At 74.8% G+C, this 26,019-nt stretch carries 22 protein-coding genes and 1 pseudogene; 7 read left to right on the top strand and 16 right to left on the bottom strand.

Annotated elements, in window-relative coordinates; all coding sequences use genetic code 11:
* The first annotated feature begins 46 nt into the window (after nucleotides 1-46).
* Nucleotides 47-1,729 (top strand): energy-dependent translational throttle protein EttA, encoded by a 1,683-nt coding sequence (gene ettA, locus F1544_RS11645; protein WP_167585436.1) that lies wholly within the window; start codon nucleotides 47-49, stop codon nucleotides 1,727-1,729.
* 123 nt (nucleotides 1,730-1,852) lie between these two features.
* Nucleotides 1,853-2,905 carry an LLM class flavin-dependent oxidoreductase gene (locus tag F1544_RS11640; RefSeq protein WP_308470022.1) on the top strand — a complete coding sequence of 351 codons (1,053 nt, stop codon included), beginning with the start codon at nucleotides 1,853-1,855 and terminating at the stop codon, nucleotides 2,903-2,905.
* A gap of 41 nt (nucleotides 2,906-2,946) precedes the next feature.
* Here F1544_RS11640 and F1544_RS11635 read toward each other — a convergent pair whose 3' ends face one another.
* From F1544_RS11635 to F1544_RS11610, 6 genes are all read right to left on the bottom strand, one after another.
* A complete protein-coding gene (locus F1544_RS11635; protein ID WP_167585433.1) occupies nucleotides 2,947-3,222 on the bottom strand; it encodes a hypothetical protein in 276 nt (91 codons plus the stop codon).
* A gap of 252 nt (nucleotides 3,223-3,474) precedes the next feature.
* Entirely contained in the window at nucleotides 3,475-5,139 is a 1,665-nt protein-coding gene (locus tag F1544_RS11630; RefSeq protein WP_167585522.1) for a flavin monoamine oxidase family protein, read from the bottom strand.
* Nucleotides 5,140-5,189: 50 nt separating this feature from the next.
* Entirely contained in the window at nucleotides 5,190-6,164 is a 975-nt protein-coding gene (gene speB, locus F1544_RS11625) for an agmatinase (protein ID WP_167585430.1), read from the bottom strand.
* 111 nt (nucleotides 6,165-6,275) lie between these two features.
* Nucleotides 6,276-7,334 carry a mannose-6-phosphate isomerase gene (locus F1544_RS11620; RefSeq protein WP_167585427.1) on the bottom strand — a complete coding sequence of 353 codons (1,059 nt, stop codon included), beginning with the start codon at nucleotides 7,332-7,334 and terminating at the stop codon, nucleotides 6,276-6,278.
* Complete coding sequence (locus F1544_RS11615; protein ID WP_167585520.1) at nucleotides 7,331-8,122, bottom strand: SDR family oxidoreductase; 792 nt, start codon at nucleotides 8,120-8,122, stop codon at nucleotides 7,331-7,333. Before F1544_RS11615 ends, F1544_RS11620 begins: the two co-directional genes overlap by 4 nt.
* A 178-nt stretch (nucleotides 8,123-8,300) precedes the next feature.
* Entirely contained in the window at nucleotides 8,301-9,491 is a 1,191-nt protein-coding gene (locus tag F1544_RS11610; RefSeq protein ID WP_308470019.1) for a Gfo/Idh/MocA family protein, read from the bottom strand.
* Between the two features lie 122 nt (nucleotides 9,492-9,613).
* On the opposite strand from F1544_RS11610, the gene F1544_RS11605 reads away from it, so the two are divergent.
* Nucleotides 9,614-10,336: a hypothetical protein gene (locus F1544_RS11605; RefSeq protein WP_167585424.1), complete on the top strand. Its 723-nt coding sequence runs from the start codon at nucleotides 9,614-9,616 to the stop codon at nucleotides 10,334-10,336.
* 78 nt (nucleotides 10,337-10,414) lie between these two features.
* Complete coding sequence (locus F1544_RS11600) at nucleotides 10,415-11,365, top strand: GGDEF domain-containing protein (protein ID WP_167585421.1); 951 nt, start codon at nucleotides 10,415-10,417, stop codon at nucleotides 11,363-11,365.
* A 29-nt stretch (nucleotides 11,366-11,394) separates the two neighbouring features.
* On the opposite strand, the gene F1544_RS11595 is transcribed toward F1544_RS11600, so the two are convergent.
* The 9 genes from F1544_RS11595 to F1544_RS11555 form a co-directional block, all read right to left on the bottom strand.
* The gene (locus F1544_RS11595; RefSeq protein WP_167585418.1) at nucleotides 11,395-12,522 is read right to left on the bottom strand and encodes an SDR family oxidoreductase; all 1,128 of its coding nucleotides are present in this window, start codon (nucleotides 12,520-12,522) and stop codon (nucleotides 11,395-11,397) included.
* Nucleotides 12,519-13,301, bottom strand: coding sequence for an urease accessory protein UreD (locus F1544_RS11590; protein ID WP_167585415.1), 783 nt, complete (start codon nucleotides 13,299-13,301; stop codon nucleotides 12,519-12,521). The genes F1544_RS11595 and F1544_RS11590 overlap by 4 nt, the downstream gene beginning before the upstream one ends.
* Complete coding sequence (ureG, locus tag F1544_RS11585; RefSeq protein ID WP_167585412.1) at nucleotides 13,298-14,200, bottom strand: urease accessory protein UreG; 903 nt, start codon at nucleotides 14,198-14,200, stop codon at nucleotides 13,298-13,300. The genes F1544_RS11590 and ureG overlap by 4 nt, the downstream gene beginning before the upstream one ends.
* Complete coding sequence (locus F1544_RS11580) at nucleotides 14,193-14,855, bottom strand: urease accessory protein UreF (RefSeq protein ID WP_167585409.1); 663 nt, start codon at nucleotides 14,853-14,855, stop codon at nucleotides 14,193-14,195. Before F1544_RS11580 ends, ureG begins: the two co-directional genes overlap by 8 nt.
* Nucleotides 14,856-14,860: 5 nt before the next feature.
* Nucleotides 14,861-16,564 (bottom strand): urease subunit alpha, encoded by a 1,704-nt coding sequence (locus F1544_RS11575; protein ID WP_167585406.1) that lies wholly within the window; start codon nucleotides 16,562-16,564, stop codon nucleotides 14,861-14,863.
* Complete coding sequence (ureB, locus tag F1544_RS24390; RefSeq protein ID WP_167585403.1) at nucleotides 16,557-16,898, bottom strand: urease subunit beta; 342 nt, start codon at nucleotides 16,896-16,898, stop codon at nucleotides 16,557-16,559. The genes F1544_RS11575 and ureB overlap by 8 nt, the downstream gene beginning before the upstream one ends.
* The gene (locus F1544_RS11565; protein WP_167585400.1) at nucleotides 16,895-17,197 is read right to left on the bottom strand and encodes an urease subunit gamma; all 303 of its coding nucleotides are present in this window, start codon (nucleotides 17,195-17,197) and stop codon (nucleotides 16,895-16,897) included. The genes ureB and F1544_RS11565 overlap by 4 nt, the downstream gene beginning before the upstream one ends.
* A gap of 96 nt (nucleotides 17,198-17,293) precedes the next feature.
* Nucleotides 17,294-18,997: a purine-cytosine permease family protein gene (locus tag F1544_RS11560; protein WP_208971712.1), complete on the bottom strand. Its 1,704-nt coding sequence runs from the start codon at nucleotides 18,995-18,997 to the stop codon at nucleotides 17,294-17,296.
* Nucleotides 18,998-19,195: 198 nt separating this feature from the next.
* Nucleotides 19,196-20,062, bottom strand: a complete 867-nt coding sequence (locus F1544_RS11555) for an acyl-CoA thioesterase (RefSeq protein WP_167585397.1) — start codon at nucleotides 20,060-20,062, stop codon at nucleotides 19,196-19,198.
* Between the two features lie 58 nt (nucleotides 20,063-20,120).
* On the opposite strand from F1544_RS11555, the gene F1544_RS11550 reads away from it, so the two are divergent.
* Complete coding sequence (locus F1544_RS11550) at nucleotides 20,121-21,086, top strand: zinc-binding dehydrogenase (protein WP_167585394.1); 966 nt, start codon at nucleotides 20,121-20,123, stop codon at nucleotides 21,084-21,086.
* 54 nt (nucleotides 21,087-21,140) lie between these two features.
* Here F1544_RS11550 and F1544_RS11545 read toward each other — a convergent pair whose 3' ends face one another.
* On the bottom strand, nucleotides 21,141-23,075 hold the full coding sequence (locus F1544_RS11545; RefSeq protein ID WP_167585392.1) for a phosphoenolpyruvate carboxykinase (GTP): 1,935 nt from the start codon (nucleotides 23,073-23,075) through the stop codon (nucleotides 21,141-21,143).
* Nucleotides 23,076-23,203: 128 nt separating this feature from the next.
* Between F1544_RS11545 and F1544_RS11540 the strand changes: the two genes are divergently transcribed.
* Both F1544_RS11540 and F1544_RS24385 read left to right on the top strand, forming a co-directional pair.
* Nucleotides 23,204-24,730, top strand: coding sequence for a helix-turn-helix domain-containing protein (locus tag F1544_RS11540; RefSeq protein ID WP_167585511.1), 1,527 nt, complete (start codon nucleotides 23,204-23,206; stop codon nucleotides 24,728-24,730).
* 154 nt (nucleotides 24,731-24,884) lie between these two features.
* Nucleotides 24,885-25,754: pseudogene (locus F1544_RS24385) on the top strand (glutamate-cysteine ligase family protein); the annotation flags it as partial.
* Nucleotides 25,755-26,019: the final 265 nt, after the last annotated feature.

Genomic DNA, 26,019 nt, shown 5'->3' with positions numbered 1-26,019 from the left:
ACCGAGCGTGGATCGCGACCGGTCGGGACTCGACTAGCCTGGGCGCATGGCGGAGTTCATCTATGTGATGCACAAGGCGCGCAAGGCGCACGGGGACAAGGTGATCCTCGACGACGTCTCGATGTCCTTCTTCCCGGGGGCCAAGATCGGCGTCGTCGGGCCCAACGGCGCCGGCAAGTCGAGCGTGCTGAAGATCATGGCGGGGCTGGACCAGCCCTCCAACGGCGAGGCGCGGCTCTCGCCCGGCTACTCGGTGGGCATGCTCGCTCAGGAGCCGAAGCTGGACGAGACGAAGACCGTCCTGCAGAACGTCCAGGACGGCCTGGGCGAGCTCAAGGTCAAGATGGACCGCTACAACGAGATCACGGGCTCCTTCGAGGACCCGAACGCCGACTTCGACGCCCTCATGGCCGAGATGGGCACCCTGCAGGAGGAGCTGGACCACGCCAACGCGTGGGACATGGACTCCCAGCTCGAGCAGGCCATGGACGCGCTGCGCTGCCCCCCGGGCGACGCCGACGTGTCCGTGCTCTCCGGCGGTGAGAAGCGCCGCGTCGCGCTGTGCAAGCTCCTCCTGGAGCAGCCCGACCTGCTGCTGCTCGACGAGCCCACCAACCACCTCGACGCCGAGAGCGTGACGTGGCTGGAGCAGCACCTGTCGAAGTACCCCGGCGCCGTCCTGGCCGTCACGCACGACCGGTACTTCCTCGACAACGTCGCCCAGTGGATCCTCGAGCTGGACCGCGGCCGCGCCTACCCCTACGAGGGCAACTACTCCACCTACCTGGAGAAGAAGTCTGCGCGCCTGGACGTGCAGGGCAAGAAGGACCAGAAGCTGCAGAAGCGGCTGAAGGACGAGCTGGAGTGGGTCCGCTCGAACGCCAAGGGCCGCCAGACCAAGTCCAAGGCGCGCCTGAACCGCTACGAGGAGATGGCCGCGGAGGCCGAGCGCACGAGGAAGCTCGACTTCGAGGAGATCCAGATCCCCGCGGGCCCGCGCCTGGGCAACGTGGTCATCGAGGCGAAGGACCTCAAGAAGGGCTTCGGCGACCGCACCCTCATCGACGGGCTGTCGTTCTCGCTGCCCCGCAACGGCATCGTCGGGGTCATCGGCCCCAACGGCGTCGGCAAGACCACGCTGTTCAAGACGATCGTGGGCCTGGAGCCGCTCGACGGCGGCAAGCTGCAGATCGGCGACACGGTCAAGCTGTCCTACGTCGACCAGAACCGCGGCGGCCTCGACGGCACGAAGACGCTGTGGGAGACGGTCTCGGACGGCCTGGACTTCATCCACGTCGGCAACCAGGAGATGCCCTCGCGCGCCTACGTCTCGGCGTTCGGCTTCAAGGGCCCGGACCAGCAGAAGCCGACGAACGTCCTGTCCGGCGGTGAGCGCAACCGGCTGAACCTGGCCCTGACGCTGAAGGAGGGCGGCAACGTCCTCCTGCTCGACGAGCCCACCAACGACCTGGACGTGGAGACGCTCGGCAGCCTGGAGAACGCGCTGCTCGAGTTCCCCGGCTGCGCCGTCGTCGTCAGCCACGACCGGTGGTTCCTCGACCGGGTGGCGACGCACATCCTGGCCTACGAGGGCACCGAGGAGAACCCGTCGAACTGGTACTGGTTCGAGGGCAACTTCGCGGGCTACGAGGCCAACAAGGTCGAGCGCCTCGGGCCCGACGCGGCCCGCCCGCACCGGGTGACCTACCGCAAGCTCACCCGCGACTGACCCGGATCGCCCCCGGACGCCCGCGCACCCCCTGGGGTGCGCGGGCGTCCGTCGTCGGGGGTGGTGCACGATGGCGGTCCCCGGCGGCGCGCCCGCGCCGACGGACCCCTGCGAGGAGGACACGTGCCGGTAGCCGGTGGACCGCTGCTGCGGATGGGGTTCCTGACCATCGGCTCCTTCGACCTCGACGACCCGGGCCCGGGCCACGAGAGCCTGCTCGAGGAGATCGTCCTGGGGGAGCGGCTGGGCTTCGACAGCGCCTGGCTGCGGCACCGGCACTTCCAGCCCGGCGTCTCCTCACCGATCGCGATCATGGCGGCGGCCAGCCAGCGGACGTCGCGCATCCACCTCGGCACCGCGGTCACGCCGCTGGGCTGGGAGAACCCGCTGCGCCTGGCCGAGGACCTCGCGACCGTCGACCTGCTGTCCGGCGGGCGCGTCGAGCCGGGGGTGAGCGTCAGCACGCCGATGCGCTGGGACGACGTCAAGGACGCGCTGTACCCGGACACCGCCGACGCCGAGGACTTCGGCTACGAGCGGGTCCTGCGGCTGCAGCGCTTCCTGCGCGGCGACCCCGCGAGCCGGTTCTCGGGCACCCAGGGCATCGAGGTGTTCACCGACGCGGTGACCCCGCACGCCGCGGGGCTCTCCGACCGCCTCTGGTACGGCGGGGCGAGCCTGCGCTCGGCGGCGTGGGCCGGCGAGCACGGCCTCAACCTGCTGGCCTCCAGCGTCGTGCGCTACGAGGGCGCGGAGACCCCCGACGACCCGGCCGACCCCGCCGAGTACGACTTCGCCCGGATCCAGGCCGCGCAGCTGCAGGCGTTCCGGGCCGCCCACCCCGCGGGAGCCGAGGCCCGCGCCTCGCAGGGCCTCGTGGTCATCCCGACCGACTCGGCGACGCCCGCGCAGCGCGAGAAGTACGCCGCCTACGTCGCCGCCCGCACGCCGCGCACGGCTCGGCCCCAGGGCCCGGGCCGGCTCCTGTTCGCGCCGGACCTGCTGGGCTCCGCCGAGGAGATCGCGGAGCAGCTGCAGGCCCACGCGGGCTACCGGGAGGTGCGCGAGGTCGTGTTCGCCCTGCCCTTCGGCTTCGAGCACGACGACTACGTCCAGATCCTCACCGACACCGCCACCCGCCTCGGCCCCGCGCTCGGCTGGTCGCCCTCGGCGTGAGGCCGCGGCGCCCCGCCACCCTGGGCCGGGCGGCGGGGGTGTCACCTCGCGGGCATCGGCCCCCGGTGGATCCAGCGGCCGTCCACGAGGCGCAGGGGCATCCGGAAGACGCTGCGGGGCAACCGCTTCACGGTCGGCTCGGGCGCGGTCGCGGCCGCCGGCGAGACGCTCGGAGCGGGGGCCACGGTGCGCGGGTGGGGCGCGACGACGGCGGCGCCGGGCGCGGGAGTCAGCGCCGTCGCCGGTGCAGCGGCCAGGAGGCCGGTGAGCAGGGCGCCCAGGAGGACGGTCGTGGCGCGGCGTCCGGCGTGGTGCATCAGCAGTCCTCTCAGGGGGTGGCGTCCGCTCCCGGCCCTGGCCGACGCGGTCACCTCGTCCCCTGACGATGACGCGACGGAGGTGGCCGCCGAGGGGGTTCGGGGCAGCGTCAGTCGTCGGCGCCGCTGACGTCACGCTGAGTTCCTGCATGTCACTCAGTCTGGGAGGCGACCGGAGGCGGGTGCAGGGTCCCGGTCGCCCTGACGACCGGGACCCCGCACCCACCGCTGCCCCCGCGGACGGGGCGTCGCTCAGGGGGTGTCGGGCAGGACCACCGGAGCGAGCTCGGCGAAGCGGTCGCCCGGCCCCGGGTTGCCCTCGGCGCTGCGGCCGCCCAGCTGGTGCACGACGCCCCAGACCGCGTTCAGGCCGGTGGTGACGGCGCCCTCGGCCCAGCCGGGGGTGAACGAGATGTCGTCGCCCGCGAGGAAGATCCCTCGCTGGGCGGCGGGCAGGTCGTCCTGCACGAAGTGGGAGAACAGCCGCTGCTGGTAGCGGTAGTGCCCGGGCAGGTTGCCCCGGAACGCCCCCATGAAGTGCGGTTCGCGCTCCCACGAGACGGTGATCGGCTCGCCCAGGACGTGGGAGGCGATGTCGAGGCCCGGGTAGATCTGCGCCAGCGAGTGCAGCATGAGCCGCACGCGCTCGTCGGTCGGCAGCGCGAGCCACTTCAGGGCGTCGTCGTTCCAGGTGTAGCTCAGGCAGATCACGGCCGGCCGGTCCGCCGCCGCCGGGTCGTCGATCCCGTCGCCGCCGTCGAGCAGGTAGGTGCCGCGGGTCATCCGGTCCGTCAGCGTCGTGGACATGACGTGCCGGCCCGTCTCCGGGTCGACGTCGCGCCAGAACGGCCGGTCCACCAGGACGAACGTCTTGGAGGACTGCATGTAGTGCGAGCGCTCCATCGCCATCCACAGGTCGTGGGAGAACAGCGCCTCGTCGGTGTCGATCCCCGCCGAGAGCAGCCACGACTGGCACGTCGTGATGACGGCCTCGTAGGGCCGCTCGGTGCCCCACCGGTCCAGCACGAGCAGCCGGCCGTCCTCGCCGCGGTGGATCCGCTTCACCCCGGGCCGGGGCGACCCCTGGTGCAGGGACTCGAGGGTCGTCCCCGCGGGCCAGAACGCGAGGTCCTCCGGCGCGTGCCGCCACAGGGCCAGCGGCACGCTCTGCGCCCCGCCGAGGATCCGCTGGTGCTGGTCGTCGGCGTCGGTGTGGATGACGCGCAGGATCTCCAGCATCGAGTTCGGGAAGTCGGTGTCCCAGCCGCCCGTGCCGAAACCCACCTGCCCGAACGTCTCGCGGTGGCCGAAGGGCAGCTGCGAGAACGCCTTCGACGCCGCGACGAACCCGTAGAACGTCACCTCGTCCAGCCGCGGGACGGTCCGGTTCCAGATCTCCTTGATGCGCGCGAGGTCGCGGTCCCGGATCGCCTGCTGCATGTCCTGCAGCTCCGCCCCCTCCGCGAGGGCCTCGCGCCAGGCCTGCGCCACCTCGCCGAACAGGGGCGGCAGGTCCTGCGGCGTCTCGGCGTAGTGCGCCCGGCCGCCCAGCTCGATGACGGTGCTGGGCGTCTGCGGCGCGAGCGGGTTCGGGAACGGGCTGGTGCGCAGGCCGAGCTGGTCGACGTAGTGGAAGAACGCCCGCCCCGACCGCGGGAACCGCATGCCCCCCAGGTCGGCGACGGCGTCGGGGACCCCCGGGAAGGTCGCGGACCGCAGGCGCCCGCCGATCTCCCCGGCCTCGTAGACGACGGGCCGCAGGCCCAGCTTCATCAGCTCGTGCGCCGCGACCAGCCCGGACATCCCGGCGCCCACCACGGCCACCTCGGTGCCGAAGCGCTCCGGCGGGACGCTGCCCAGCCCCGCGGGCGAGGCCAGGTAGTCGTCGTAGGGGAACGGGAAGTCCGGCACGAGCATCGTGACGGGGGCGGGGCCGTGCCCCTCCGCGGGAGTTCCGGTGGGCAGCGTCACGAGCGACCCGCGGCGCTGTTCAGCGCGAGCACCGAGAGGATCTCGTAGGCCACGTGCGCCGCGGCGATGCCGGTGATCTCCGCGTGGTCGTAGGCCGGGGCGACCTCGACGATGTCGGCCCCGACGACGTTCGCGCCGACCAGGCCGCGCAGGGTGTGCAGCAGTTCGCGGCTCGTGAGGCCGCCGGCCTCGGGGGTTCCCGTGCCGGGTGCGTGCGCGGGATCGAGGACGTCGATGTCGACCGACACGTACACGGGTGCGCCTTCCAGGCGCCGCCGCATCCGCTCGACGGCCCGGGCGGTCCCGTCGGTCTCGTAGTCGTCGGCGCGCACGACGGAGAACCCCAGGACGCCGTCGTCCTCGAGGTCCTGCTCGCTGTACAGGGGGCCGCGGGTGCCGACGTGGACGCTGCGCTCGAGGTCGATGAGCCCCTCCTCGCTGGCGCGGCGGAACGGCGTGCCGTGCGTGTACGGGGCGCCGAAGTAGGTGTCCCACGTGTCGAGGTGGGCGTCGAAGTGCACGACGGCCAACGGCCCGTGCTGCTTGGCCAGCGCGCGCAGCGCGGGCAGCGCCAGCGTGTGGTCGCCGCCCAGGGCCAGCAGGGTGGAGCCGTCCTCGCTGAGGCTCGTGAGCCCGGCCTCGGTCGCCGCGAGCGCCTCGGTGATGTCGAAGGGGTTCAGGCCCAGGTCACCCGCGTCGGCGACCTGCTGCGTCCCGAACGGCGTGGCACCCAGCGCCGGGTTGTAGGGCCGCAGCAGCTTCGACGCGGCGCGGATGTGGCCCGGGCCGAAGCGGGCGCCGGGCCGGTAGCTGACGCCCGTGTCGAACGGCAGCCCCACGATGGTGACGTCGGCGCGCGAGACCTCGTCCAGCCGCGGGAGCCGCGCGAAGGTGGGCGGACCGCCGTAGCGGGGGACCCGCGTCGCGTCGACGGGGCCGCGCGGGGTGTCGCGGGGGGCTTCGGTGCTCATCGGTCCTCGCTGGGTCGGGGTGCGGGTGGTGCGGGACCAACCCTCGCCCGCGCCGCACCTCCGGTCAACCCCGGTTTCCTGAGCGTGACCCAGCCGGGGAGGGGGCGGCCGTCACCGGGCGGAGGACCGCCCGGCGACGGCCACCTCGCCGGGGGCGGACGCGGAGCGCGGGGTCGCCCGGAGGGTCGGGAGGTGGCCGATGAGGAGGTCGAGGCGGCCCTGCAGGTGGACCCGGCCGAGGGCCGCGGGCAGGACCAGGCTGCGGGCCCGCCCCAGCTCGCCGTCCCACGTCGAGGTGCGCACCCGGACCGGGTCGCCGAGGTTGCTGAGCACCTGCACGGACGCGAACCGGCGCAGGACCGTCACCGGAGCGGCGGACCGCCAGCGCTGCAGGCCGACCGAGGGGCCGTCGCAGCACACGAGGCGCCGCACGCCGTCGTCGCCGGCGGCCGCGACCGCGCCGCGGACGGTGGCCTGCGCGTCCGCCCGGGTGGCCCGCACGACGGCCTCCACCGCGGCGCGACGCTCCGGGTCGTCGCCGGGGGAGCCGTGCCGCCCGCCCCGCAGCAGGCTGGCCGCGGGCGCCGTCGTCCCCGGCTGGATCTCGTAGAGCAGCGTCCCCGGCCCGAAGCAGTGCGGGGCACCACCCGGCACGAGGACCGTGTCGCCGGCGCTCACGGGCAGCGTCCGCAGCACGGAGCCGACGTCGTCGGCGAGCAGGCCCGCCCGCAGCGCGTCCGCGTCCGTGCCCTCGCGCACGCCGCACCAGGCGCTCGCTCCCGACGCGGCCGCGAGCACGTGCCACGTGCCCGTCGCGTCGTCCTCCGGCGGGGTGCCGGCCCCAGCTCCGGCCCTTCTGCCGGCGGCCGCCGGGCGGACGTGGACGGGCAGGGCGCCGCTGCCGTCGACGAAGGTGACCGACAGGGGGAAGCGGTCCCCCCGCCACCCCGGCCCCACGAGCTCCTCGGGGTGCTCCGCCACGAGGGTGCGCAGCGACGTCCCCGCGAGGACGCCCTCGCTGACGAGCGCCCCGGCGTCGTCGCTGACCTCGCTGGAGTCCAGGACCGGCCCGTCGGGGAGCCCGCTGCGGCCCAGCACGTCCGCGATCGCCCGACCGCCCAGGTCGTCCGACCGCGACGACGTGGCGAGCCGCAGCGGGTACCAGATCACAGGATCGGGTTGCCGCCGGTCACCGCGACGCGGGCACCGGAGATGTAGCTGCCGTCGTGGGAACCCAGCAGCACGTACACCGGGGCGAGTTCCGCGGGCTGGCCGGCGCGGCCGAGGGGGACCTGCTGACCGAACGACTCGACCTGCTCCTCCGGCATGGTCGAGGGGATCAGCGGGGTCCAGACGGGGCCGGGCGCCACGCTGTTCACGCGGATCCCCTTCTCGCCCAGCAGCTGCGCGAGCGAGGCGCACATGTTCGCGATGCCCGCCTTGGTGACGGCGTACGGCAGCAGCGTCGGCTTCGGCATGTCGGAGTTCACCGAGCTCGAGCCGATGATGGCGGCACCGGGCTGCATGTGCGGCACGGCGGCCTTCGCGAGGTGGAAGAACGCGCTGAGGTTCGTCGCGATCGTGTGGTCCCACTCCTCGTCGGGGATCTCGTCGAGGGACTCGTGGGTCATCTGGAACGCGGCGTTGTTCACGAGGACGTCGACGCGGCCGAACTCCTCCACGGCCTTCGCCACGATGGAGCGGCAGTGCGCGGGGTCGGACACGTCGCCGGGGACCAGCACGGCCTTGCGGCCGGCCTTCTCGACCCAGGACGCCGTCTCGCGGGCGTCGTCGTCCTCGTTCAGGTAGCTGATGAGCACGTCGGCGCCCTCGCGGGCGTAGGCGATGGCGACGGCCCGGCCGATGCCGCTGTCCGCGCCGGTGATGATCGTCGCCCGGCCGGTCATCTTCCCCGAGCCGGTGTAGCTCTCCTCGCCGTGGTCCGGCTTCGGCGTCATCTCCGTCGTGAGGCCGGGCGGCTGCTGCTGCTGCTTCGGCTGGGACGACTGCGCGGACTGCTCGTGCTGCTCGGACACGGTTCCTCCTCGGCTCGGGTGCTCACCCGTCCGGCTACCCGCTGCGCTGCAGGTCACACGTCGCGGCCGCCCTCGTCTCACCCGGGAGGCCGCCAGGCCCTCACCTGGCCGCGGGCGCGGCGGCGAAGTGCGCGAGGACGTGCGCGGGCAGTTCGGGGACGGCGAGGGGAACCGAGCCGGCACGCAGGGACTGCGCGGCCAGGGCGCCGGCGGCGACGGCCTCGCGGGCCGCGACGGGGGAGACGAGGGTGGGGGTGCCGTCGGCGACGTGGGCCAGGAACTCCGTCACGGCCGCGAGGTCGGCGTCCTCGTGACCGACGGCGACGCCCCCGATCGGGTGCTCGCGGTCGCCCTCGGCCGCCCACTCGTGGCGGCGGTCCCACACGCGGACGACGCCACCGGCGGTGTCGCCGAAGTTCTCCAGGCGCCCCTCGGTGCCGATCACCGTGTAGTTGCGCCAGTAGTCGGGGGTGAAGTGGCACTGCTGGTAGCTGGCCAGCACGCCGTTGCCGAGGGTCATGAGCACCATCGACACGTCCTCGACGTCGACGACGGGGTTGAGCCCCGTCTGGCTCGCGGGGGGCCAGTTGTCGAGGGAGAACCAGTCGGGCATCGTCTCGCCCGTCCGCTCCCGGCGGTCGGTGATGCCGCCGTACACCGCGAGGTCGCCCATGCCGACGACGCGGCGGGTGTAGCCGCCCGCGAGGTGGTGCACGACGTCGAGGTCGTGGCTGCCCTTCTGCAGCAGCAGGGACCCGGTGCGGCGCCGGTCGGCGTGCCAGTCCTTGAAGTAGAAGTCGCCGCCGTGGCCGACGAAGTGGCGCACCCACACGGCCTTGACCTCGCCGATCTCGCCGCGGTCCACGACCCCCTTCATGGTGCGCACGACGGCGGAGTGGCGGAAGTTGTGCCCGACGTAGAGGGCGGTCCCCGTCTCCGCGGCGGCCGCGAGGACCCGGTCGGCGTCGGCCAGCGTCGTGGCCAGCGGCTTCTCCAGGTACAAGGCGATCCCGGCGCGCAGCAGGTCGACCGCGATGTCGGCGTGGGTGTGGTCGGGCGTGGTGACGACGGCGGCGTCGACCCCGCCGGCGGCGACGAGCGCGTGGTGGTCGGCGTGGACGGCGGCGTCCGGGACGTCGGGGAACAGCGTCCGGGCGCGCACCCGGCCCTCGGGGCTGGTGTCGACGACGGCGGTGACCCGGGAACCGGGACGGGCCGCGGGGACGTGGCGGCCGATCTCGGCGCGCGCGCCGGTCCCGACGACGGCGACCGACAGGCCCGACCCGCTCACCGCGTCACCGCGTGGAGGGCGGGGCCGCACGGGAGGGGTTCGCACGGCGTCGTCGGCATGCCCTGACAGTAGCCGCGACCCCCTGGTTGACGCCGGTTCCGGGGGCGCCACACGATGGCGGGGTGCCCGCCGACCCGCCGTCCGCCGCGGACGTCGCCGCGGACGTCGACCGCGTGCGCGAGGCGCTCCGCGCGGCGGAAGCACCGGGGGACCCGGGTCTGCCCGTCGACCGCCTCCTGCACGCCCTCGACGTGCTCCGGCCGGAGGTCCTCGCCGGGTTCGCGCGCGCCGGGCTGGACCGCGCCACGGCCGAGGAGACCCTCGCCGACGTGCCGCGCAAGGTGGCCGTCTACGGCACCGCGCCCGGCACGGGCATCGACGCCGGGTGGCTCCTCCTGCTGGCGCGCGCCGACGTCGTGGCCGTGGGCCGGCTCCAGGTCGAGCGCACCGCGGGCCCCGACGGCCGGGCCGTGCACGTGCCGGAGTCGGGGCCGCTGACGGCGGCCGCGGTCGACGCCTCGTTCGCGCGCTCCCGCGTCCTGTTCGGGCCGTCGGCCTTCACCTGCACGTCGTGGCTGCTCGACCCGCTGCTGCCCCCGGCGCTGGGCCCGGACGGCGGCATCGTCGGCTTCGCTCGCCGGTTCGCCGTGGGAGACGTCGTGCGCGGCGAGGAGCACGACCGCTCGGTGACGCGGTTCGTGTTCCACCGCCCGCTCGCCGACGTCCTCGACCCGGCCCTCGTGGTGCCCCGCACCCGCCTGGAGCGCTGCGTCGCCGGGCACCTCCGCGCCGGCGGGCACTGGTCGCAGCCGTCCGCGACGACCGGTCCTGAGACCCCGGTCTGAGCAGGGCCCGCGCCCCGGCGCTGGGCCATCGGGGTCAGACCGTTGCGCGCTGGACCACTCGGGGTCGAGTCTGTCGCGGTGCAGAGCGGCGGGAACGTTCACGGCCCCGGAGCGGGCGGCCGCGACGAGGGCCCGGACGAGCCTGCCCGGTCACCCGGCGGGGGCCCCTCGCTCGCCGACGACGCCATCAGCGCCTTCGTGCACGCGCCCCTCGGCGTCGCCGTCTGCGAACCCACCGGGGTGGTGATCCGCGTCAACGACGCCGTGACCCGCCTGCTCGGGTACCCGGCGGAGGAGCTGGTGGGTCGCGACCTGTTCCGCCTCGTCGAAGCCGACCTCGTCGGCCGGGCGCTCGCCTCCTGCGCCTCCCTGCGCGACGGTTCCGCCGACACCGTGGTGCACGACACGCGGTTCCGGCGCGCGGACGGGCACCTCCTCGACGTCCGGGTGACCACCTCCGCCGTGCGGGCGCGGGAGACGGCCCACCCGCACGCGGTCATGCACCTGGAGGACATCAGCGAGCGGGAGGACCTGCGCCGCCGTCTGCAGCACGACGCCACCCACGACGCCCTGACGGGACTGGCCAACCGGACCCGCTTCCTCGACGAGCTGCGGCGCGCCCTGCCCCGCGCCGAACGCCACGGGCAGCCCGTCACCGTCCTGTACCTGGACCTCGACGGGTTCAAGTCCGTCAACGACACCTACGGCCACGACGTGGGCGACGAGGTGCTCGTCGCCTTCAGCCGGCACGTGCGAGAGTCGGTGCGCCCCGAGGACACCGCGGCGCGGCTGGGAGGTGACGAGTTCGCCGTCCTCTGCGAGGACACCACGGCGGAGCAGGCCGCGCTGGTCGTCGACCGCCTGACCAGCGGGTCCTGGGCCGGGGAGGTGGCGGGGGTCGCCGCCGGGGCCCGGGTCGGTGTCACGGTCGGCGCGGCGACGTCGGGCGCGGGTCCCCTCGACGCGGCGCAGCTGCTGCGGGACGCCGACGCGGCCATGTACGCGGCCAAGGCCCGCCGCCGGAGCTGAACTCCGCGCTCACGCGGCGGCCCCCGAGGTCAGGCGGTGGCGCCCCGCGGTGGGATCACGCGGTCCGCGCGCAGCCGCGCGAGCAGGTCGAGGTAGCGCTGCTCGGAGTCGAGGCAGTCGCCGAACCCGGCCTGGCGCAGCTTGACCGTGGAGCTCACGTTGTCGAAGCCCGAGTTCCAGATGAAGTCGGCGAACGGCCACTGCACCAGGTCGGCCCACGGCGTCGGGCGCAGGCCGTGGCGCTCGACGAGCCGCTGCCACACGGGTTCCTTGTCCGACATGGTGTCCACCAGCGGTGCGGTCAGGGGGTGCCCCACGTCGACCCCGAAGTCCTCCGCCAGCAGCGGCCACAGGTTCGCCCAGCGGTACTGGTCGCCGTTGGTCACGTTGAACACCTGCCCGTCGGCGTTCGGGCTGCGGCCCGCCCACACCGTGGCGCGCGCCAGGAGTTCTGCGTCGGTCGACTGGTAGAGGGCCTCGTAGGCCGCGCGGCTGCCGGGGAAGGCCAGGGGGACCCCGACCGCCGCGCAGAGCGTCCCGTAGACCGCGACGGCCATGAGGAGGTTCATGGGGTTCCCCGTGGCGTAGCCCAGCACGGCCTCGGGGCGCAGCATCGTCACGGCGAAGCCGTCCCGGGCGCCGCGCTCGCGCAGCACGTCCTCCTGCGCGTAGTAGAAGTTCGGGGCCAGCAGCCGCGGGTCGTCCTCCTTCGCCGGGGTCTTGAAACCCCCCAGGTGCGCGCCGTAGGCCTTGCCGCCCTGGTACAGGGTGACGTGCTCCAGGTGCCCGCCGGCCTGCGCGACGTCGAGGGCACCCCGCAGCAGGGCGACGTTCGGGGCCACCAGCTCGGCCGGCGGTCCCGCCTCGACGTAGGCACCGAACACCAGGTGCGTGACGTCGCCGACGTCCGCGAGCGCGCCCCGGTCCGGGTCGGCGAGGTCGACCGCGCGGTGTTCGACGCCGTCGGGGAGGTCCGAAGGGGCGCGCCGCGACAGGCCGATGACGCGGTGGCCGAGGCGGGCGTGCTCGATCGCCACGTGGCGGCCGATGACGCCGCCGACGCCCGCCACCACGACGGTGCCGACGGCGCGCTCGCCCGGGGACGAGGCCTGGTCGGTCGAGGGGTCCTGGCCGGTCGTGAGGTCCGTGATCGTCATGCCCGGCCCGTACCCGCGTGCGCCCCGGCCAACCTCGAACCCTCCGTGGTCGTGCAGGTCGTCCCTGCACGGTCACCGAGGGGGAGGACGCCGGTTCGCCACCGCGCCCACACCGCGCCGAGCGGGCTGGTGTGCGCGTCGGTCAGCAGCGCGCGGACCTGGCTGCCGGGGCCCTCCAGCTGGAGCACGTCCTCGCCCTCGGCGCGCGCACCGAGGAGCGTCACCGTGTCCAGGCAGCGGGCCGGCCCGAGGACGGCGGGGGACGCCCGCAGCCCCGTGTCGGTCAGGTCGAGGTCCTCCGCGAGCAGCGCCCGGCCCTCCCGCCGCGCGCGCGTCCGGTTCAGCAGCGCACCGCCGCGCTCGCCGCTGCGGCCCAGGACCAGGACCTCGCGCAGCAGCGCGCGGGCGCCCGGGGCGAGGTCCACCTCGAGCGTGCGCAGGACGTCGGCGCCACCCGCCACCACGAACGGCTCGCCGTGCCAGAGCAGCCTCGCGTCCTCGCCCAGCCGGGCCCGGACCGTCCAGGACGACGGCGGACCGCCGCGGCCGTCGTAGGCGACGGTCCCCGCGACCTCAACGACGTCCAGGGTGCAGCCGGCCCCGACGGTGACGTCGACGTGCACCGCGTCGCCCGCCAGCAGCAGCGCGCGGGCGCCCACCAGCGCGACCCGCGCCCCGCGGGGCGTGGTGGCCAGCACGCGCGGCAGCAGCGCCGTGGTGGCGAGGTCGAGGGCGACGCCCGAGCCGTCCGCGCGGCGGGCGACGCCGACCCGCGTCACGAGGAGGGGTGGGAGGTGAGCAGGGGGGCGTGCTCGTCGCCGTGGCCGTGCTCGTCGTGGTGGCCGTGCTCGTCGTGGTGGCCGTGCTCGTCGTGGTGGCCGTGCTCGTCGTGGTGGCCGTGCTCGTCGTGGTGGCCGTGCTCGTCGTGGTGGCCGCGCTCGTCGCCGTGGCCGTGCTCGTCGTCCTGCTCGTCCCCGTGCGCGTGGGTCATGCCGTCCGCGTGGGAGTGCGGGGCCATCGGGCCCGGGTCCTGGGGGACGTGCCGGCCCGTGCGGAACTCGGCGAGCGTCGCCCGCAGCCACGCGGTCAGCTCCTCGACCGAGGCCCGGTCCAGCCGCGACAGCGCGACGACGGGACGGCCGCCGCGGGCCTCGCCGGCGTCGGCGATCATCCGCGGCACGTCGACGCCCACGTGCGGGGCGAGGTCGGTCTTGTTCAGCACCAGCAGGTCGGCGCGCGCGATGCCCGGGCCGCCCTTGCGGGCCACGTCCCCGCCGCCCGCGACGTCCAGGACGAACAGCTGCGCGTCGACGAGCGCGGGCGAGAACGTCGCCGTGAGGTTGTCGCCGCCGGACTCCACGAGCACGACGTCGAGCGGGTCGAAGTCCGCCTCCAGGTCCTCCACGGCGAGGAGGTTCGCGGTGATGTCGTCTCGGATGGCCGTGTGGGGGCAGGCGCCCGTCTCGACCGCGCGGATGCGCTCCGGGTCCAGCACGCCCGCCGAGCGCAGGAACCGCGCGTCCTCGTCGGTGTAGATGTCGTTGGTGATGACGCCCAGGCGCAGGGTGCCCGACAGCTCCCGGCACAGCAGCGCGATGAGGGAGCTCTTGCCCGTCCCGACGGGGCCGGCGACGCCGAGGCGGAACGAGCGGTGGGCGACGGGCTTCTGCTCAGGCATGGAACAACCTCCGGGGGGTGCGGGCGTGCTGGAGAGACTGGAGCTCCACCAGCGGCGCGGCCGTGGCGGGGATCTCCTGGGGTGAGGTGAGGGCGGCGGTGCGGGCGACGAGCGCCTCGATCGCGGGGTGCGCCGCGAGCGTCCAGGCGACCGTGTCGGCGGGGTCGCCGGGCAGCAGCTTGAGGACGGCGGCGCCGACGGTGGCGACGTCCTCGTGCCCGCACAGGCGGACGAGGCGGGCCGCGTCGAGCCCGGCCAGGGCGGCGACGACCCCGAGGACGACGGGCCGGGCGGGCGTCCGCGTCAGCGCGGCCAGCCGCGCTTCGCCGGGCCACAACCGCTGCGCCAGACGGAGGTAGCCGCGGCCCAGGGTGCGCGAGGCCTGCCGCAGCGCCTGGCTGGGCGTGCGCGCCGCCCAGGCCTCCTCCACGGCGGTGAGGTCCGCACCGGCGAGGCTCAGGTGGCGGGCGACCACCGCCGTGCCGGCGTCGACCGCGACGACGGTCGCGATCCGCCCGCGCAGGAACGCCGGGACGTCCGCGACGGTCAGGCCGCCGTGCACCACGGCGGGTTCCAGGCCCGCGGACTGGGTGTGGGCGCCGACGGGCAGCCGGGCGTCGGCGAGCAGCGCCAGCACGAGGTCGGGGGAGGCCACGGCGCTCAGAACAGCGAGTACAGCTGGGCGAGCGGCAGGACGTCCACGGGGGCGGGTTCCACGAGGTCGCCGTCGATCCGGATCGCGAACGTCTCCGGGTCCACCTCGATGCGCGGCAGGGCGTCGTTGTGGACCATCTGCGCCTTGCCGACCGCGCGCGTGTCCCGCACCGCCACCAGCCTGCGCCGCAGGCCGAGCCGGCCGGCCAGCCCGTCGTCGAGGGCCGCGGGGCTGACGAACGTGACGCTGTGGTCCGCCCCGGCGGCCGCGATGAGCGCGGGGCGCATCAGCACGGGCTGCGGGGTGGGGATCGAGGCGTTCGGGTCGCCCAGGGCCCCGACGACGAGGGCGCCGCCCTTGAGGACCACCGAGGGCCGGACGCCGAAGAACGCGGGTTCCCACAGGACGAGGTCGGCGAGCTTGCCCACCTCGACGGAGCCGACGAGGTGGTCGATCCCGTGCGCCACGGCGGGGTTGATCGTGTACTTCGCGACGTAGCGGCGGGCGCGCTCGTTGTCGGCGGGGAACGTCTCGCCCAGCGGACCGCGGCGGGCCTTCATGACGTGCGCGACCTGCCAGGTGCGGGTGATGACCTCACCGATGCGGCCCATGGCCTGCGCGTCGGAGCTCGTGATGGACAGCGCCCCCAGGTCGTGCAGGACGTCCTCGGCCGCGATGGTCGTGGCGCGGATCCGGGACTCAGCAAACGCCAGGTCCTCGGGCACCGTGGGGTTCAGGTGGTGGCAGACCATCAGCATGTCGAGGTGCTCCGGCACCGTGTTCACGGTGTGCGGCAGCGTGGGGTTCGTGGAGCCGGGCACGACGTTCGGGAGCCCGGCGACGGTGATGATGTCGGGGGCGTGCCCGCCGCCCGCGCCCTCGGTGTGGAAGGCGTGGATCGAGCGGCCGCCGATCGCGGCGATCGTGGAGTCGACGTAGCCGGACTCGTTGAGGGAGTCGGAGTGCAGGGCCACCTGCAGGCCGAACTCGCCGGCGGCGCGCAGCGCGGCGTCGATCGCGGCGGGGGTGGAACCCCAGTCCTCGTGGACCTTGTAGCCGCCCGCCCCGGCGAGGGCCTGCTCGGCGAGGCCCGCGGCGCTGACGGTGTTCCCCTTGCCCAGCAGCAGGAGGTTCACGGGCAGGTCGTCCAGGGCGCGGTGGGCGGCGCGCAGGTGCCACGCGCCCGGGGTGACGGTCGTGGCCTTCGTGCCCTCGCTGGGCCCGGTGCCGCCGCCCACGAGGGTCGTGAGCCCCGCGGCGAGCGCCTCGTGGACCTGCGAGGGGGAGATCAGGTGGACGTGGCTGTCGATGCCGCCGGCCGTGAGGATGCGCCCCTCGCCCGAGACGACGTCGGTGCCGGGCCCGATGCGCAGCCGCGGGTCGACCCCGTCGGCGATGTCGGGGTTGCCCGCGCGGCCGATGCCGCAGACGAGCCCGTCGCGGATCCCGACGTCGGCGCGGTAGATCCCCGTGTGGTCCAGCACGACCGCGTTGGTGATGACGGTGTCCGGGGAGCCCTCCGCGCGGGTCGTGGTGCCCTGCGCCATCGACTCGCGGATCGACTTGCCGCCCCCGAACACGGCCTCCTCGCCGCCCGCGGTGAGGTCGGCCTCCACCTCGATCCAGAGGTCGGTGTCGCCCAGGCGGACCTGGTCGCCGGTGGTCGGGCCGTAGAGCGCGGCGTAGGCCGTGCGGTCGATCTCAACCACCGAGGTGGCCCCCCTCCGGGTCGATCTGCAGGCCGGGCACGCGCCGCGCGCCGCGCAGGGCGACGGCCTGCACGCTGCGGGAGACGCCGGGCTCGAAGCGCAGGGACGTTCCGGACGGGACGTCGAGGCGGAACCCGCGCGCGGCGGCGCGGTCGAAGGCCAGGGCGGCGTTCGCGTCGGGCAGGTGCAGGTGGGAACCGATCTGCACGGGCCGGTCGCCCGTGTTCTCCACGACGAGCGTCAGGCGCTCGTCGTCGGTGCGGTCGGCGTTCAGGACGATCGTGCCGGGCCGCACGCGGATCGCGCCGGGGCCCTCGCCGGGGACGCCGCTCACGAGATCGGCTCGTGCAGCGTGACGAGCTTGCGGCCGTCGGGGAACGTCGCCTCGACCTGGACGTCGCGGATCATCTCCGCGACGCCCGGCATGACCTGCGCGCGGGTGAGCACGCGGCGGCCGGAGTCCATGAGGTCCACGACGCGCTCACCGTCGCGGGCCCGCTCGACGACCCAGGTGCTGAGCAGGGCCACCGCCTCCGGGTGGTTCAGGCGCACGCCGCGGGCCAGGCGGTCGCGGGCCACCATGCCCGCGACCGCCAGCAGCAGCTTCTCGGTGTCGGCCGGACTGAGGTGCACGTCCGGTCCTCCCTCCCTGTCGCGGTGGCCGCCGGGTCCCGGTGGCCGTCGTGACCGCAGTTGTACCGCAGGACCCCGCTCGCAGCTGCGGAGACGTCACCGCGGGGCGGGCAGGACCGCGACCGCGGGCGGGTCGGCGGGCAGGACGTGGTCGGCGACCCGGTCGGTGCTCAGGCACAGCGAGCAGACGACGTCGTCGTGGGTCTGGCAGGCGGCCACGTCGGGGCGCTCGTAGTCCTGCCGGCAGACGTGGCAGGTGAGGACCTCGCCGGAGGGGTTGCCGAACTCGTCGAACAGGGCGTTCGGGAGGCCGTCGTCGGCGCGGCGCAGGTAGTAGCGGCCCTTCGTGGCCACCGCGACGACCGGCGTCAAGACGACCGCGAGGACGACCGCCACGATCGGGGAGTAGGGCTGCAGGCCCGCGCCGAAGACCCCGAAGAACACGAGGATGGAGGCGAGGGCCGAGACCAGCATCGACGTGAACCCGACGGGGTTGACGGCGTACAGCATCCCGCGCCGGAACTCCGGGACCAGCGGCGACAGCTTGAGCAGGTGCTTGTTGACGATGATGTCGGTCGCCACCGTGACGATCCAGGCCATCGCGCAGTTCGCGTAGAACCCCAGGATGGTGTTGAGGAAGTCGAACATGTTCGCCTCCATCAGCGTCAGCGCGATGACGAGGTTGACGATGACGAAGAGCATCCGGCCGGGGTAGTGCTTGGTGACCCGCGTGAAGGAGTTCGTCCAGGCCAGCGAGCCGGAGTAGGCGTTGGTGACGTTGATCTTGATCTGGCTGATGACGACCAGGACGACGGCCAGGGTCATGGCCAGCCAGCCGGGCATCATCTCCTCGTACACGCCGAGGAACTGGTGGACGGGCTCGTTGGCCGTGGCCGCCGCGGCCGGGTCGAGCGAGGCGATGAGGTAGACGGCGATGAACAGGCCGATGGCCTGCTTGAGCGCCCCGAAGACGACCCAGCCCGGGCCGGCCAGCACCATGGCCGACCACCAGCGGCGGGAGTTCTCCGGCGTCCGCGGCGGCATGAAACGTAGGTAGTCGATCTGCTCGGCGATCTGCGCGATGAGCGAGAGGCACACGCCCGCGGCCAGGAACACCGCGGCGGCGCTGATCGTGCCGCCCTGCCCGTCCTCGCCGGCGTAGGAGGCGAAGTCCCCCACCGAGGAGGGGTTGGCGATGACGAGGTAGGCGAAGGGGATCACCATGAGCACCAGCCACAGCGGCGTCGTCCACACCTGCAGCTTCGACAGCGCCTTCATGCCGTAGATCACCAGCGGGATGACCATGAGCGTCGAGACGGCGTACCCGAGCCAGCGGGGGATGCCGAGCCCGAGCTCCAGGCCCTGCGCCATGATCGAGCCCTCGAGGGCGAAGAAGATGAACGTGAACGTCGCGAAGATGACGTTCGTGACGACCGAGCCGTAGTAGCCGAAGCCGGAACCCCGGGTGATGAGGTCGAGGTCGACGTTGTAGCGCGCCGCGTAGTACGCCAGCGGGAACCCGGTCACGAAGATGACGACCGCGGCGACGGCGATGCCCAGCAGGGCGTTCACCGTGCCGTGGGCGATGCCGATGTTCGCGCCGATCGAGAAGTCGGCGAGGTAGGCGATCCCGCCCAGGGCCGAGGTGGCCACGACCCCCGGGGTCCAGCGCCGGTAGCTGCGGGGCGCGAACCGGAGGGTGTAGTCCTCGAGGGTCTCGGAGGTGGCGGTGCTGACGCCGGGGTGCACGGCCGTCGCGGTCGACGGTTCGGCGCCGGGCCCGCTGGTGGGCTGGGTCATCGGTGTCCCTCTCTGCGGTCGCGGCCGTTCGGGCTCCGTGCCGCGGACGCCACCGGCCGGCTGCGGCAGGTCACCCCGGGGACACGCGCTCGACGCTAGGCCGTCCGGGTGAGCCTCGGGACGCCGTGCAGCGGAAGTTGACGCAGTGGAAACACCGGCGCAACACGCGCCCGCCGGGACCGTGGAGACAGAGGGCCGTCAGGACAGCAGTTCCCCCGGCAGCCGGACCATGCCCTCCTGGGCGACGGTGGCGATCAGCCGGCCCGCGCGGTCGAACATCCGCGCCGTGGCCAGGGCGCGCGCCCCGGAGGCCGACGGCGTGTCCCCGACGAAGAGCACCCACTCGTCGGCCCGGGCCTCGCGGTGCCACCACATCGCGTGGTCGAGGCTCGCGACGCTCGCCCCGGGCGTCGCCCACGGCAGGCCGTGGCGGCGCAGGACCGGTTCCAGCACGGTGAAGTCCGAGGCGTAGGCCAGGGCGGCGCGGTGCAGCAGCGGGTCGTCGGGCAGGGGGCCCGGCACCCGCAGCCACGCGGACTGCCGCGGCGAGCGCGACGGGTCGGCGTCGAGGTAGACCGGCGGGTCGACGTGGCGGATCTCCACGGGTCGCGACGACGCGATGCGCCGGGCGCCGGGGTGGTCGACGTCGGCCAGGAGCTCCGCGTCGCTCGTCAGCTCCTCCGGCCCCGGCACGTCGGGGGCCTGCTCGGCGTGGTCGAGGCCCTCGGCCGGGACCTGGAACGAGGCGATGCCGGAGAGGATGGGCACGCCGTTCTGCACGGCCTGCACGCGGCGCGAGGAGAACGAGCGCCCGTCGCGCAGCCGCTCCACCGCGAACTCCACGGGCACGGCGGGGTCGCCCGGGCGCAGGAAGTAGGCGTGCAGGGAGTGCAGGGCCCGCCCGGGCTCCACCGTGCGCCCGGCGGCCACGGCCACCTGCCCGAGCACCTGGCCGCCGAACAGCCGCGGCCGCCACTGCGGGAGGTTCGGGCCCGTGAACACGTCGCCGGGGCCCGCCGCGCGGACCACGTCGAGGACGTCCAGCAGGGACACGGGAGTGCTCACGGCGGCGAGGCTACCGAGCGCGGGTGCACGGCGGCGGGAGACGGGTAGCGTCCCCGTCGTGCTCGCCGCCCGCGCCGTCCGCCCCGCCCCCGACGACCCGCTGTCCGCGCTCGAGGTCGCGGACGCCCCGGCGGCCGCACCGCCGGCCGGGTGGGTGCGCGTGCGCGTGCGGGCCGCCGCGCTGAACCGCCACGACCTGTGGAGCCTCGCCGGCGTGGGCCTGCCCGCGGAGCGGATGCCGATGGTGCTGGGCTGCGACGCCGCGGGCACCACCGACGACGGCCGCGAGGTCGTCGTGCACGCCGTCGTGAGCGACGAGGACTTCCGCGGCGACGAGACCCTGGACCCGCGCCGGACGCTGCTGTCCGAGCTGCACCCCGGGACGCTCGCCGAGGAGGTCTGGGTGCCGCGGCGCAACGTGCTGCCGGTGCCCGCCGGCTGGTCCTTCGAGCGGGCCGCCTCCCTCGGCACCGCGTGGCTGACGGCCTACCGGATGCTCTTCACGCAGGCGCGCGCCGTGCCCGGCCAGACCGTGCTGGTGCAGGGGGCCGCGGGCGGCGTGTCCAACGCGCTCGTCGTCCTGGGCGCCGCGGCCGGGCTGCGGGTGTGGGTGACCGGCCGCGACCCCCGGCGGGTCGAGCGCGCCCTGGCCTGGGGCGCGGCCGCGGGGTTCGCGCCGGGGGAGCGGCTGCCCGCCCGCGTCGACGCGGTGTTCGAGACCGTCGGCAAGGCGACCTGGAAGCACTCGGTGCAGTCGCTGGCCCCCGGCGGGACGATCGTGGTCGCCGGCGCGACCACGGGCGGCGACGCCCCGGCCATGCTGGAGAACGTGTTCTTCCGCCAGCTGCGCGTGCTCGGCTCGACCATGGGCACCCGCGAGGAGTTCGAGCGGCTGCTGCGCTTCTGCGAGCTCGCCGACCTGCGGCCCGAGGTCGACTCCGTCCACGCCCTCGCCGACGCCCGCGACGCCTTCGCGCGCCTGCACTCCGGCGAGGCCGTCGGCAAGGTCCTCGTCACCGTCTGACCCGACCCGGTGGTCGTGCAGGGACCCCCTGCACGACCAGGGCGGGGAGGTGGGTCAGGCGCCCGAGAGGCGGTAGCGCAGCAGCTCCAGGTGCCCGCTGATCTCCGCGGGCAGCTTGCGGCCGAAGCCCGCGAAGTACGCCTCGAGCAGGTCGACCTCGGCCAGCCACGCCTGCGGGTCGACGCGGAACAGCTCGGCGAGGTCGGCGGGGGAGACGTCGAGGCCGGACACGTCGAGGGCGCCCTCGGCGGGCAGGTGCCCCAGCGGGGAGAACCGCGCGCCGGCCGAGCCCTCGAGCCGGCCGCAGATCCACTCCAGCACGCGGGCGTTCTCGCCAAACCCGGGCCACAGGAACCCGCCGTCGTCACCGCGGCGGAACCAGTTCACGCTGAACACCGTGGGCAGGCCGTGGGTGGGCAGCTTCGCGCCCACATCGAGCCAGTGCTGGAAGTAGTCGGCCATGTGGTAGCCGGAGAACGGCAGCATCGCGAACGGGTCGTGGCGCAGCCGGCCGACCGTGCCCTCCGCGGCGGCGGTCTGCTCGGAGGAGATCGTGGCCCCCATGAACACCCCGTGACCCCAGTCCAGCGACTCCGCGACGAGCGGGACGTTGCTGCGGCGGCGGCCGCCGAACAGGACCGCGTCGATGACGACGCCGTCCGGGTCGGAGAACTCCTCCGCGAGCGAGGGGCACTGCGCGGCCGGCACCGTGAACCGGGCGTTGGGGTGGGCCGCGGGCCGCCCCGAGTCCGGGGTCCACGGCTCGCCGCGCCAGTCGGTGAGGGAGGCCGGGGGTTCGTCGGTGAGCCCCTCCCACCACACGTCGCCGTCCTCGGTGAGGGCGCAGTTGGTGAAGATGACGTTCTCCCGCAGCATCTCCACCGCGACCGGGTTGGTCGCCGGGCCGGTGCCGGGGGCCACCCCGAAGAACCCCGACTCGGGGTTGATGGCGCGCAGCCGCCCGTCGGCGCCGGGCCGCATCCACGCGATGTCGTCGCCGATCGTCTCCACGCGCCAGCCCGGCAGGCTGGGCTGCAGCATGGCGAGGTTCGTCTTGCCGCACGCGGACGGGAACGCCGCCGCCAGGTGGTGCACCCGCCCCGCCGGCGTCGTCACCTTGAGGATCAGCATGTGCTCGGCCAGCCAGCCCTCGTCGCGGGCCATGACGGAGGCGATCCGCAGGGCGAAGCACTTCTTGCCCAGCAGGGCGTTGCCGCCGTACCCGGAGCCGAACGACCAGATCTCCCGCGTCTCGGGGAAGTGGGCGACGTGCTTGACCGGGTTGCAGGGCCACGCGACGTCCGGGCGGGTCGTGCCGTCCGCGGCCACGAGCGGGTACCCGACGCTGTGCACGGCCGGGACGAAGGGGGTTCCGGGGGTGATCGCCGCGAGGGCCGCGGACCCCGTGCGCGTCATGACGCGCATGCTGACGACCACGTAGGGGGAGTCGGTGAGCTGGACCCCGAGCTGCGAGATCGGCCCGCCCACGGGGCCCATCGAGAACGGCACCACGTACATCGTCCGCCCGCGCATGCAGCCGGCGAACGCCTCGTCGAGCTCGACGCGCAGGGCCGCGGGCTCCCGCCAGTTGTTCGTGGGGCCCGCGTCCTGCTCCCGCTCGGAGGCGATGAACGTCCGGTGCTCGACGCGGGCGACGTCGCCGGGCGCCGAGCGGGCCAGGAAGCTGCGGGGGCGCTTCACCGGGTCCAGGGCGATGAGCGTGCCGTCGGCGACCATCTGCGCCGTGAGGCGGTCGTGCTCCTCCTGCGAGCCGTCGCACCAGACGACGGCGTCCGGCTGGGTCAGCAGGGCCGTCCGGCGGACCCAGTCGAGCAGCTCCGGGTTCGCCGTGGCCTGGCCGAGCACCGCGGCGGCGTCGTTGCTCACCCCGGTGCGCACCCCGGTGCGCACCCCGGTGCCCACCCCGGTCCCCGTCCCGGTGCGGGCGGTCGTGCGGTCTCCGTCGGGAGTCGTCTCCAGGGCCGTCATCGCGGTGCCTCCTCGTGTCGTCTGCGTCGCTGCGTCGAGTTCCAGGTTGCGGGGCTCCGCGCGGCACCACAACGGTTCCGGCCCGTGAAGAAACGCGGTTCTTCCGCTAGCGTGAACTCGTGACCCGTCTGCGCGTCGCGGCGCTCGAAGCACTCACCGATCCCGCCGACGCGCCCGCCGCGGCGCCGGGAGGGGTGGACGCGCTGACCGTCGGGCGGCGCATCCGGCACCACCGCCGCGCCCGCGGGCTGACGCTGGCCGAGCTGGGCGCCGTGGTCGGGGCCGCCCAGAGCGCGCTGTCCCAGGTCGAGAACGGCAAGCGGGAACCGCGCCTGTCGCTCATCGCCGCGGTCGCCGCGGCCCTCGACGTCGAGCTGACCGACCTGCTGGACCCGGCCCCGCCGCCCTCGCGCCGAACCGCGCTCGAGATCGAGCTCGACCGCGCCCAGCGCAGCCCCCTGGTCCGCGAGCTCGGCCTGCCGGCGGTCCGGGCCGGCCGCTCCCTCCCGCTGGACGCGCTGGAGTCCCTGGCGGCCCTGCACCGCGAGCTCGCCCGCCGCCACGACGCCGCCAACGCCACCCCGGAGGAGGCCCGCCGGGCGAACACGCAGCTGCGGACCCTCATGCGGGCGGTCGACAACCACCTCCCGGAGCTCGAGGCGCTCGCCGAGGACGTCGTGCGCTCGGCGGGCTACCGGGGCGGGGCGCTGACCCACCGCACCGTGACCCGCATCGCCGACGACCTGGGGTTCACCCTGCTGCACGTCGAGGACCTGCCGCACTCCACGCGCACCGTCACCGACCTCGCCAACGGGCGCATCTACCTGCCGCCCGCCTCGATCCCCGGCGGGCACGGGCTGCGCTCGCTGGCCCTGCAGGCCATCGCCCACCGGGTCCTCGGCCACGAGCGGCCGCAGAGCTACGCCGACTTCCTGCGCCAGCGGCTGGAGATCAACTACTTCGCCGCGGCGTGCCTCATGCCGAGGAGCGCGTCGGTGGAGTTCCTGTCCGCGGCCAAGGCCGGCAAGGACATCGCCGTGGAGGACTTCCGCGACGCGTTCGGCGTGACCCACGAGGCGGCCGGTCACCGCCTGACGAACCTGCTGACCGCGGAGCTGGGGATCCCCGTGCACTTCCTGCGCGTCGGCGAGGACGGTGCGCTGTACCGGGGCTACGAGAACGACGGCGTGCCCTTCGTGCAGGACGCCACGGGGGCCATCGAGGGGCAGCCCGTGTGCCGCCGCTGGACGGCGCGCACGGTGTTCGACGTGACCGACCGGACGACCGAGAACTACCAGTACACCGACACCCCCGCGGGGACGTTCTGGTGCTCCAGCCAGACGGGGTCCACCCGCGAGGGGGGTTTCTCCATCACCGTCGGCGTGCCCTACGCGCACGCGAAGTGGTTCCGCGGCCGTGACACCCGGGTCCGCGCCCGCAGCTCCTGTCCCGACGCCGCGTGCTGCCGGCGCCCGCCCGCGGACCTCGCCGCGCACTGGGCCGGCCGGTCGTGGCCGAGCGCGCGGCTGCACGCGCAGACCCTGGCGCCGCTGCCGTCGGGCACGTTCCCCGGCGTGGACGACCACGAGGTCTACGCGTTCCTCGCGGCCCACGCCCCGGCCCCGGGCACCTCGCCGGACGGACGGCCGGACTGACGGCCGGGCTGACCGCCGGCCGCGACACGAGGGGACCGGGTTCCGTCGCGGGCGCCACCCGTGCGAGGCTCGTCCCGAGGTCACCTGGTGGCCCCACGCCGACCCGCGGTTCCGACCTGGAACCGGTCCGGACCTGGAAGGGGCACTGCCGCCGATGACCACCACCGAACCCGCCGCCGCCGCCGTCGCCCCCGCCCCACTCGCCGCCGACCCCGGCGCGCCCCTGGACGTCGAGGCCGTGCGCGAGCGCGTCGCCCGCGACGCCCTGCGGCCGGGAACCCCGGGGACCGTCGGGCTGGAGCTGGAGCGCCACGTCGTGGACCTGCGGCGACCCGGGCACCGCGTCGCCTGGGACCGCCTCGTCCGCGTCCTCGACGGCTGCGCACCGCCCGCCGGTTCCCGCGTCACGCTGGAACCCGGCGGGCAGGTGGAGCTGTCGACGACGCCCCTGCCCGGACCCGTCGCGGCGGTGGACGCCCTGCGCCGCGACAGCGCCCACCTCGACGCCGTGCTCGCGGCCGACGACCTGGTGCTGCTGTCGACCGGGACCGACCCCGCCCGCGCCCCCCGCCGCGTGCACCCCGGGGCCCGCTACGCCGCGATGGCCGAGCACTTCACGGCCGTCGGCCACGGCGCGGACGGCGCCGCGATGATGTGCTCGACCGCGTCGCTGCAGGTCAACCTCGAAGCCGGTGCACCGGCGGAGTCCGCGCAGCGGGTGGCCCGGCTGCACCGGCTCGTGCCCGTCCTCATCGCCCTCTCGGCCTGCAGCCCGCTGCTGGGCGGGGTCGACACGGGCGCGCGCTCGGCGCGCCAGGGGGTCTGGCAGCGGCTGGAACCCGCCCGCTGCCGGCGCTCGCCCGCCGTGACCGACGACCCGGACCCCGCGGGGTCGTGGGCGGACTTCGCCCTCGCCGCCCCCGTGGTGTTCGTCCGCGACGCCGACGGCGGGTGCGCCCCCGTCGTGGACGCCGTGCCGTTCGCGGACTGGGCCGCCGGCCGCCGCCTGCTGGGGGACCGCCGGCCGACCGCCGCCGACGTCGACGCCCACGTCAGCACGCTGTGGCCGCCCGTGGCAGGACGTCAGCAGGCGCGAGACCTGCATCTGCGTGACGCCGAGCTCGTCGGCGATCTGCTGCTGGGTGGCGTCGCCGTAGAAGCGGAGGGCGAGCAGGCGCTGGTCGCGGGGCCCGAGGGCTGCGAGCAGGGGGCGGACCGCGGCCCCGTCGATGACGCCGGCGATCGCGTCGCCGTCGTCGGCGAGGGAGTCGGCGACCGTCGCCTCGCCG

The organism is Kineococcus rubinsiae, from assembly GCF_011839805.1.
Classification (GTDB): Bacteria; Actinomycetota; Actinomycetes; order Actinomycetales; family Kineococcaceae; genus Kineococcus; species Kineococcus rubinsiae.
Note: the sequence above shows the minus strand (reverse complement) of the source record. Positions and strands in the feature narration are given on the sequence as shown.

Excerpts from the sequence above, each read along its gene's own strand:
- ettA (WP_167585436.1), top strand. The coding sequence starts at position 47 with ATGGCGGAGTTCATCTATGTGATGCACAAGGCGCGCAAGGCGCACGGG.
- F1544_RS11635 (WP_167585433.1), bottom strand. The coding sequence starts at position 3,222 with ATGCACCACGCCGGACGCCGCGCCACGACCGTCCTCCTGGGCGCCCTG.
- F1544_RS11630 (WP_167585522.1), bottom strand. The coding sequence starts at position 5,139 with ATGCTCGTGCCGGACTTCCCGTTCCCCTACGACGACTACCTGGCCTCG.
- speB (WP_167585430.1), bottom strand. The coding sequence starts at position 6,164 with ATGAGCACCGAAGCCCCCCGCGACACCCCGCGCGGCCCCGTCGACGCG.
- F1544_RS11615 (WP_167585520.1), bottom strand. The coding sequence starts at position 8,122 with ATGACGCCGAAGCCGGACCACGGCGAGGAGAGCTACACCGGCTCGGGG.
- F1544_RS11595 (WP_167585418.1), bottom strand. The coding sequence starts at position 12,522 with ATGACGATCACGGACCTCACGACCGGCCAGGACCCCTCGACCGACCAG.
- ureG (WP_167585412.1), bottom strand. The coding sequence starts at position 14,200 with ATGCCTGAGCAGAAGCCCGTCGCCCACCGCTCGTTCCGCCTCGGCGTC.
- F1544_RS11560 (WP_208971712.1), bottom strand. The coding sequence starts at position 18,997 with ATGACCCAGCCCACCAGCGGGCCCGGCGCCGAACCGTCGACCGCGACG.
- F1544_RS11545 (WP_167585392.1), bottom strand. The coding sequence starts at position 23,075 with ATGACGGCCCTGGAGACGACTCCCGACGGAGACCGCACGACCGCCCGC.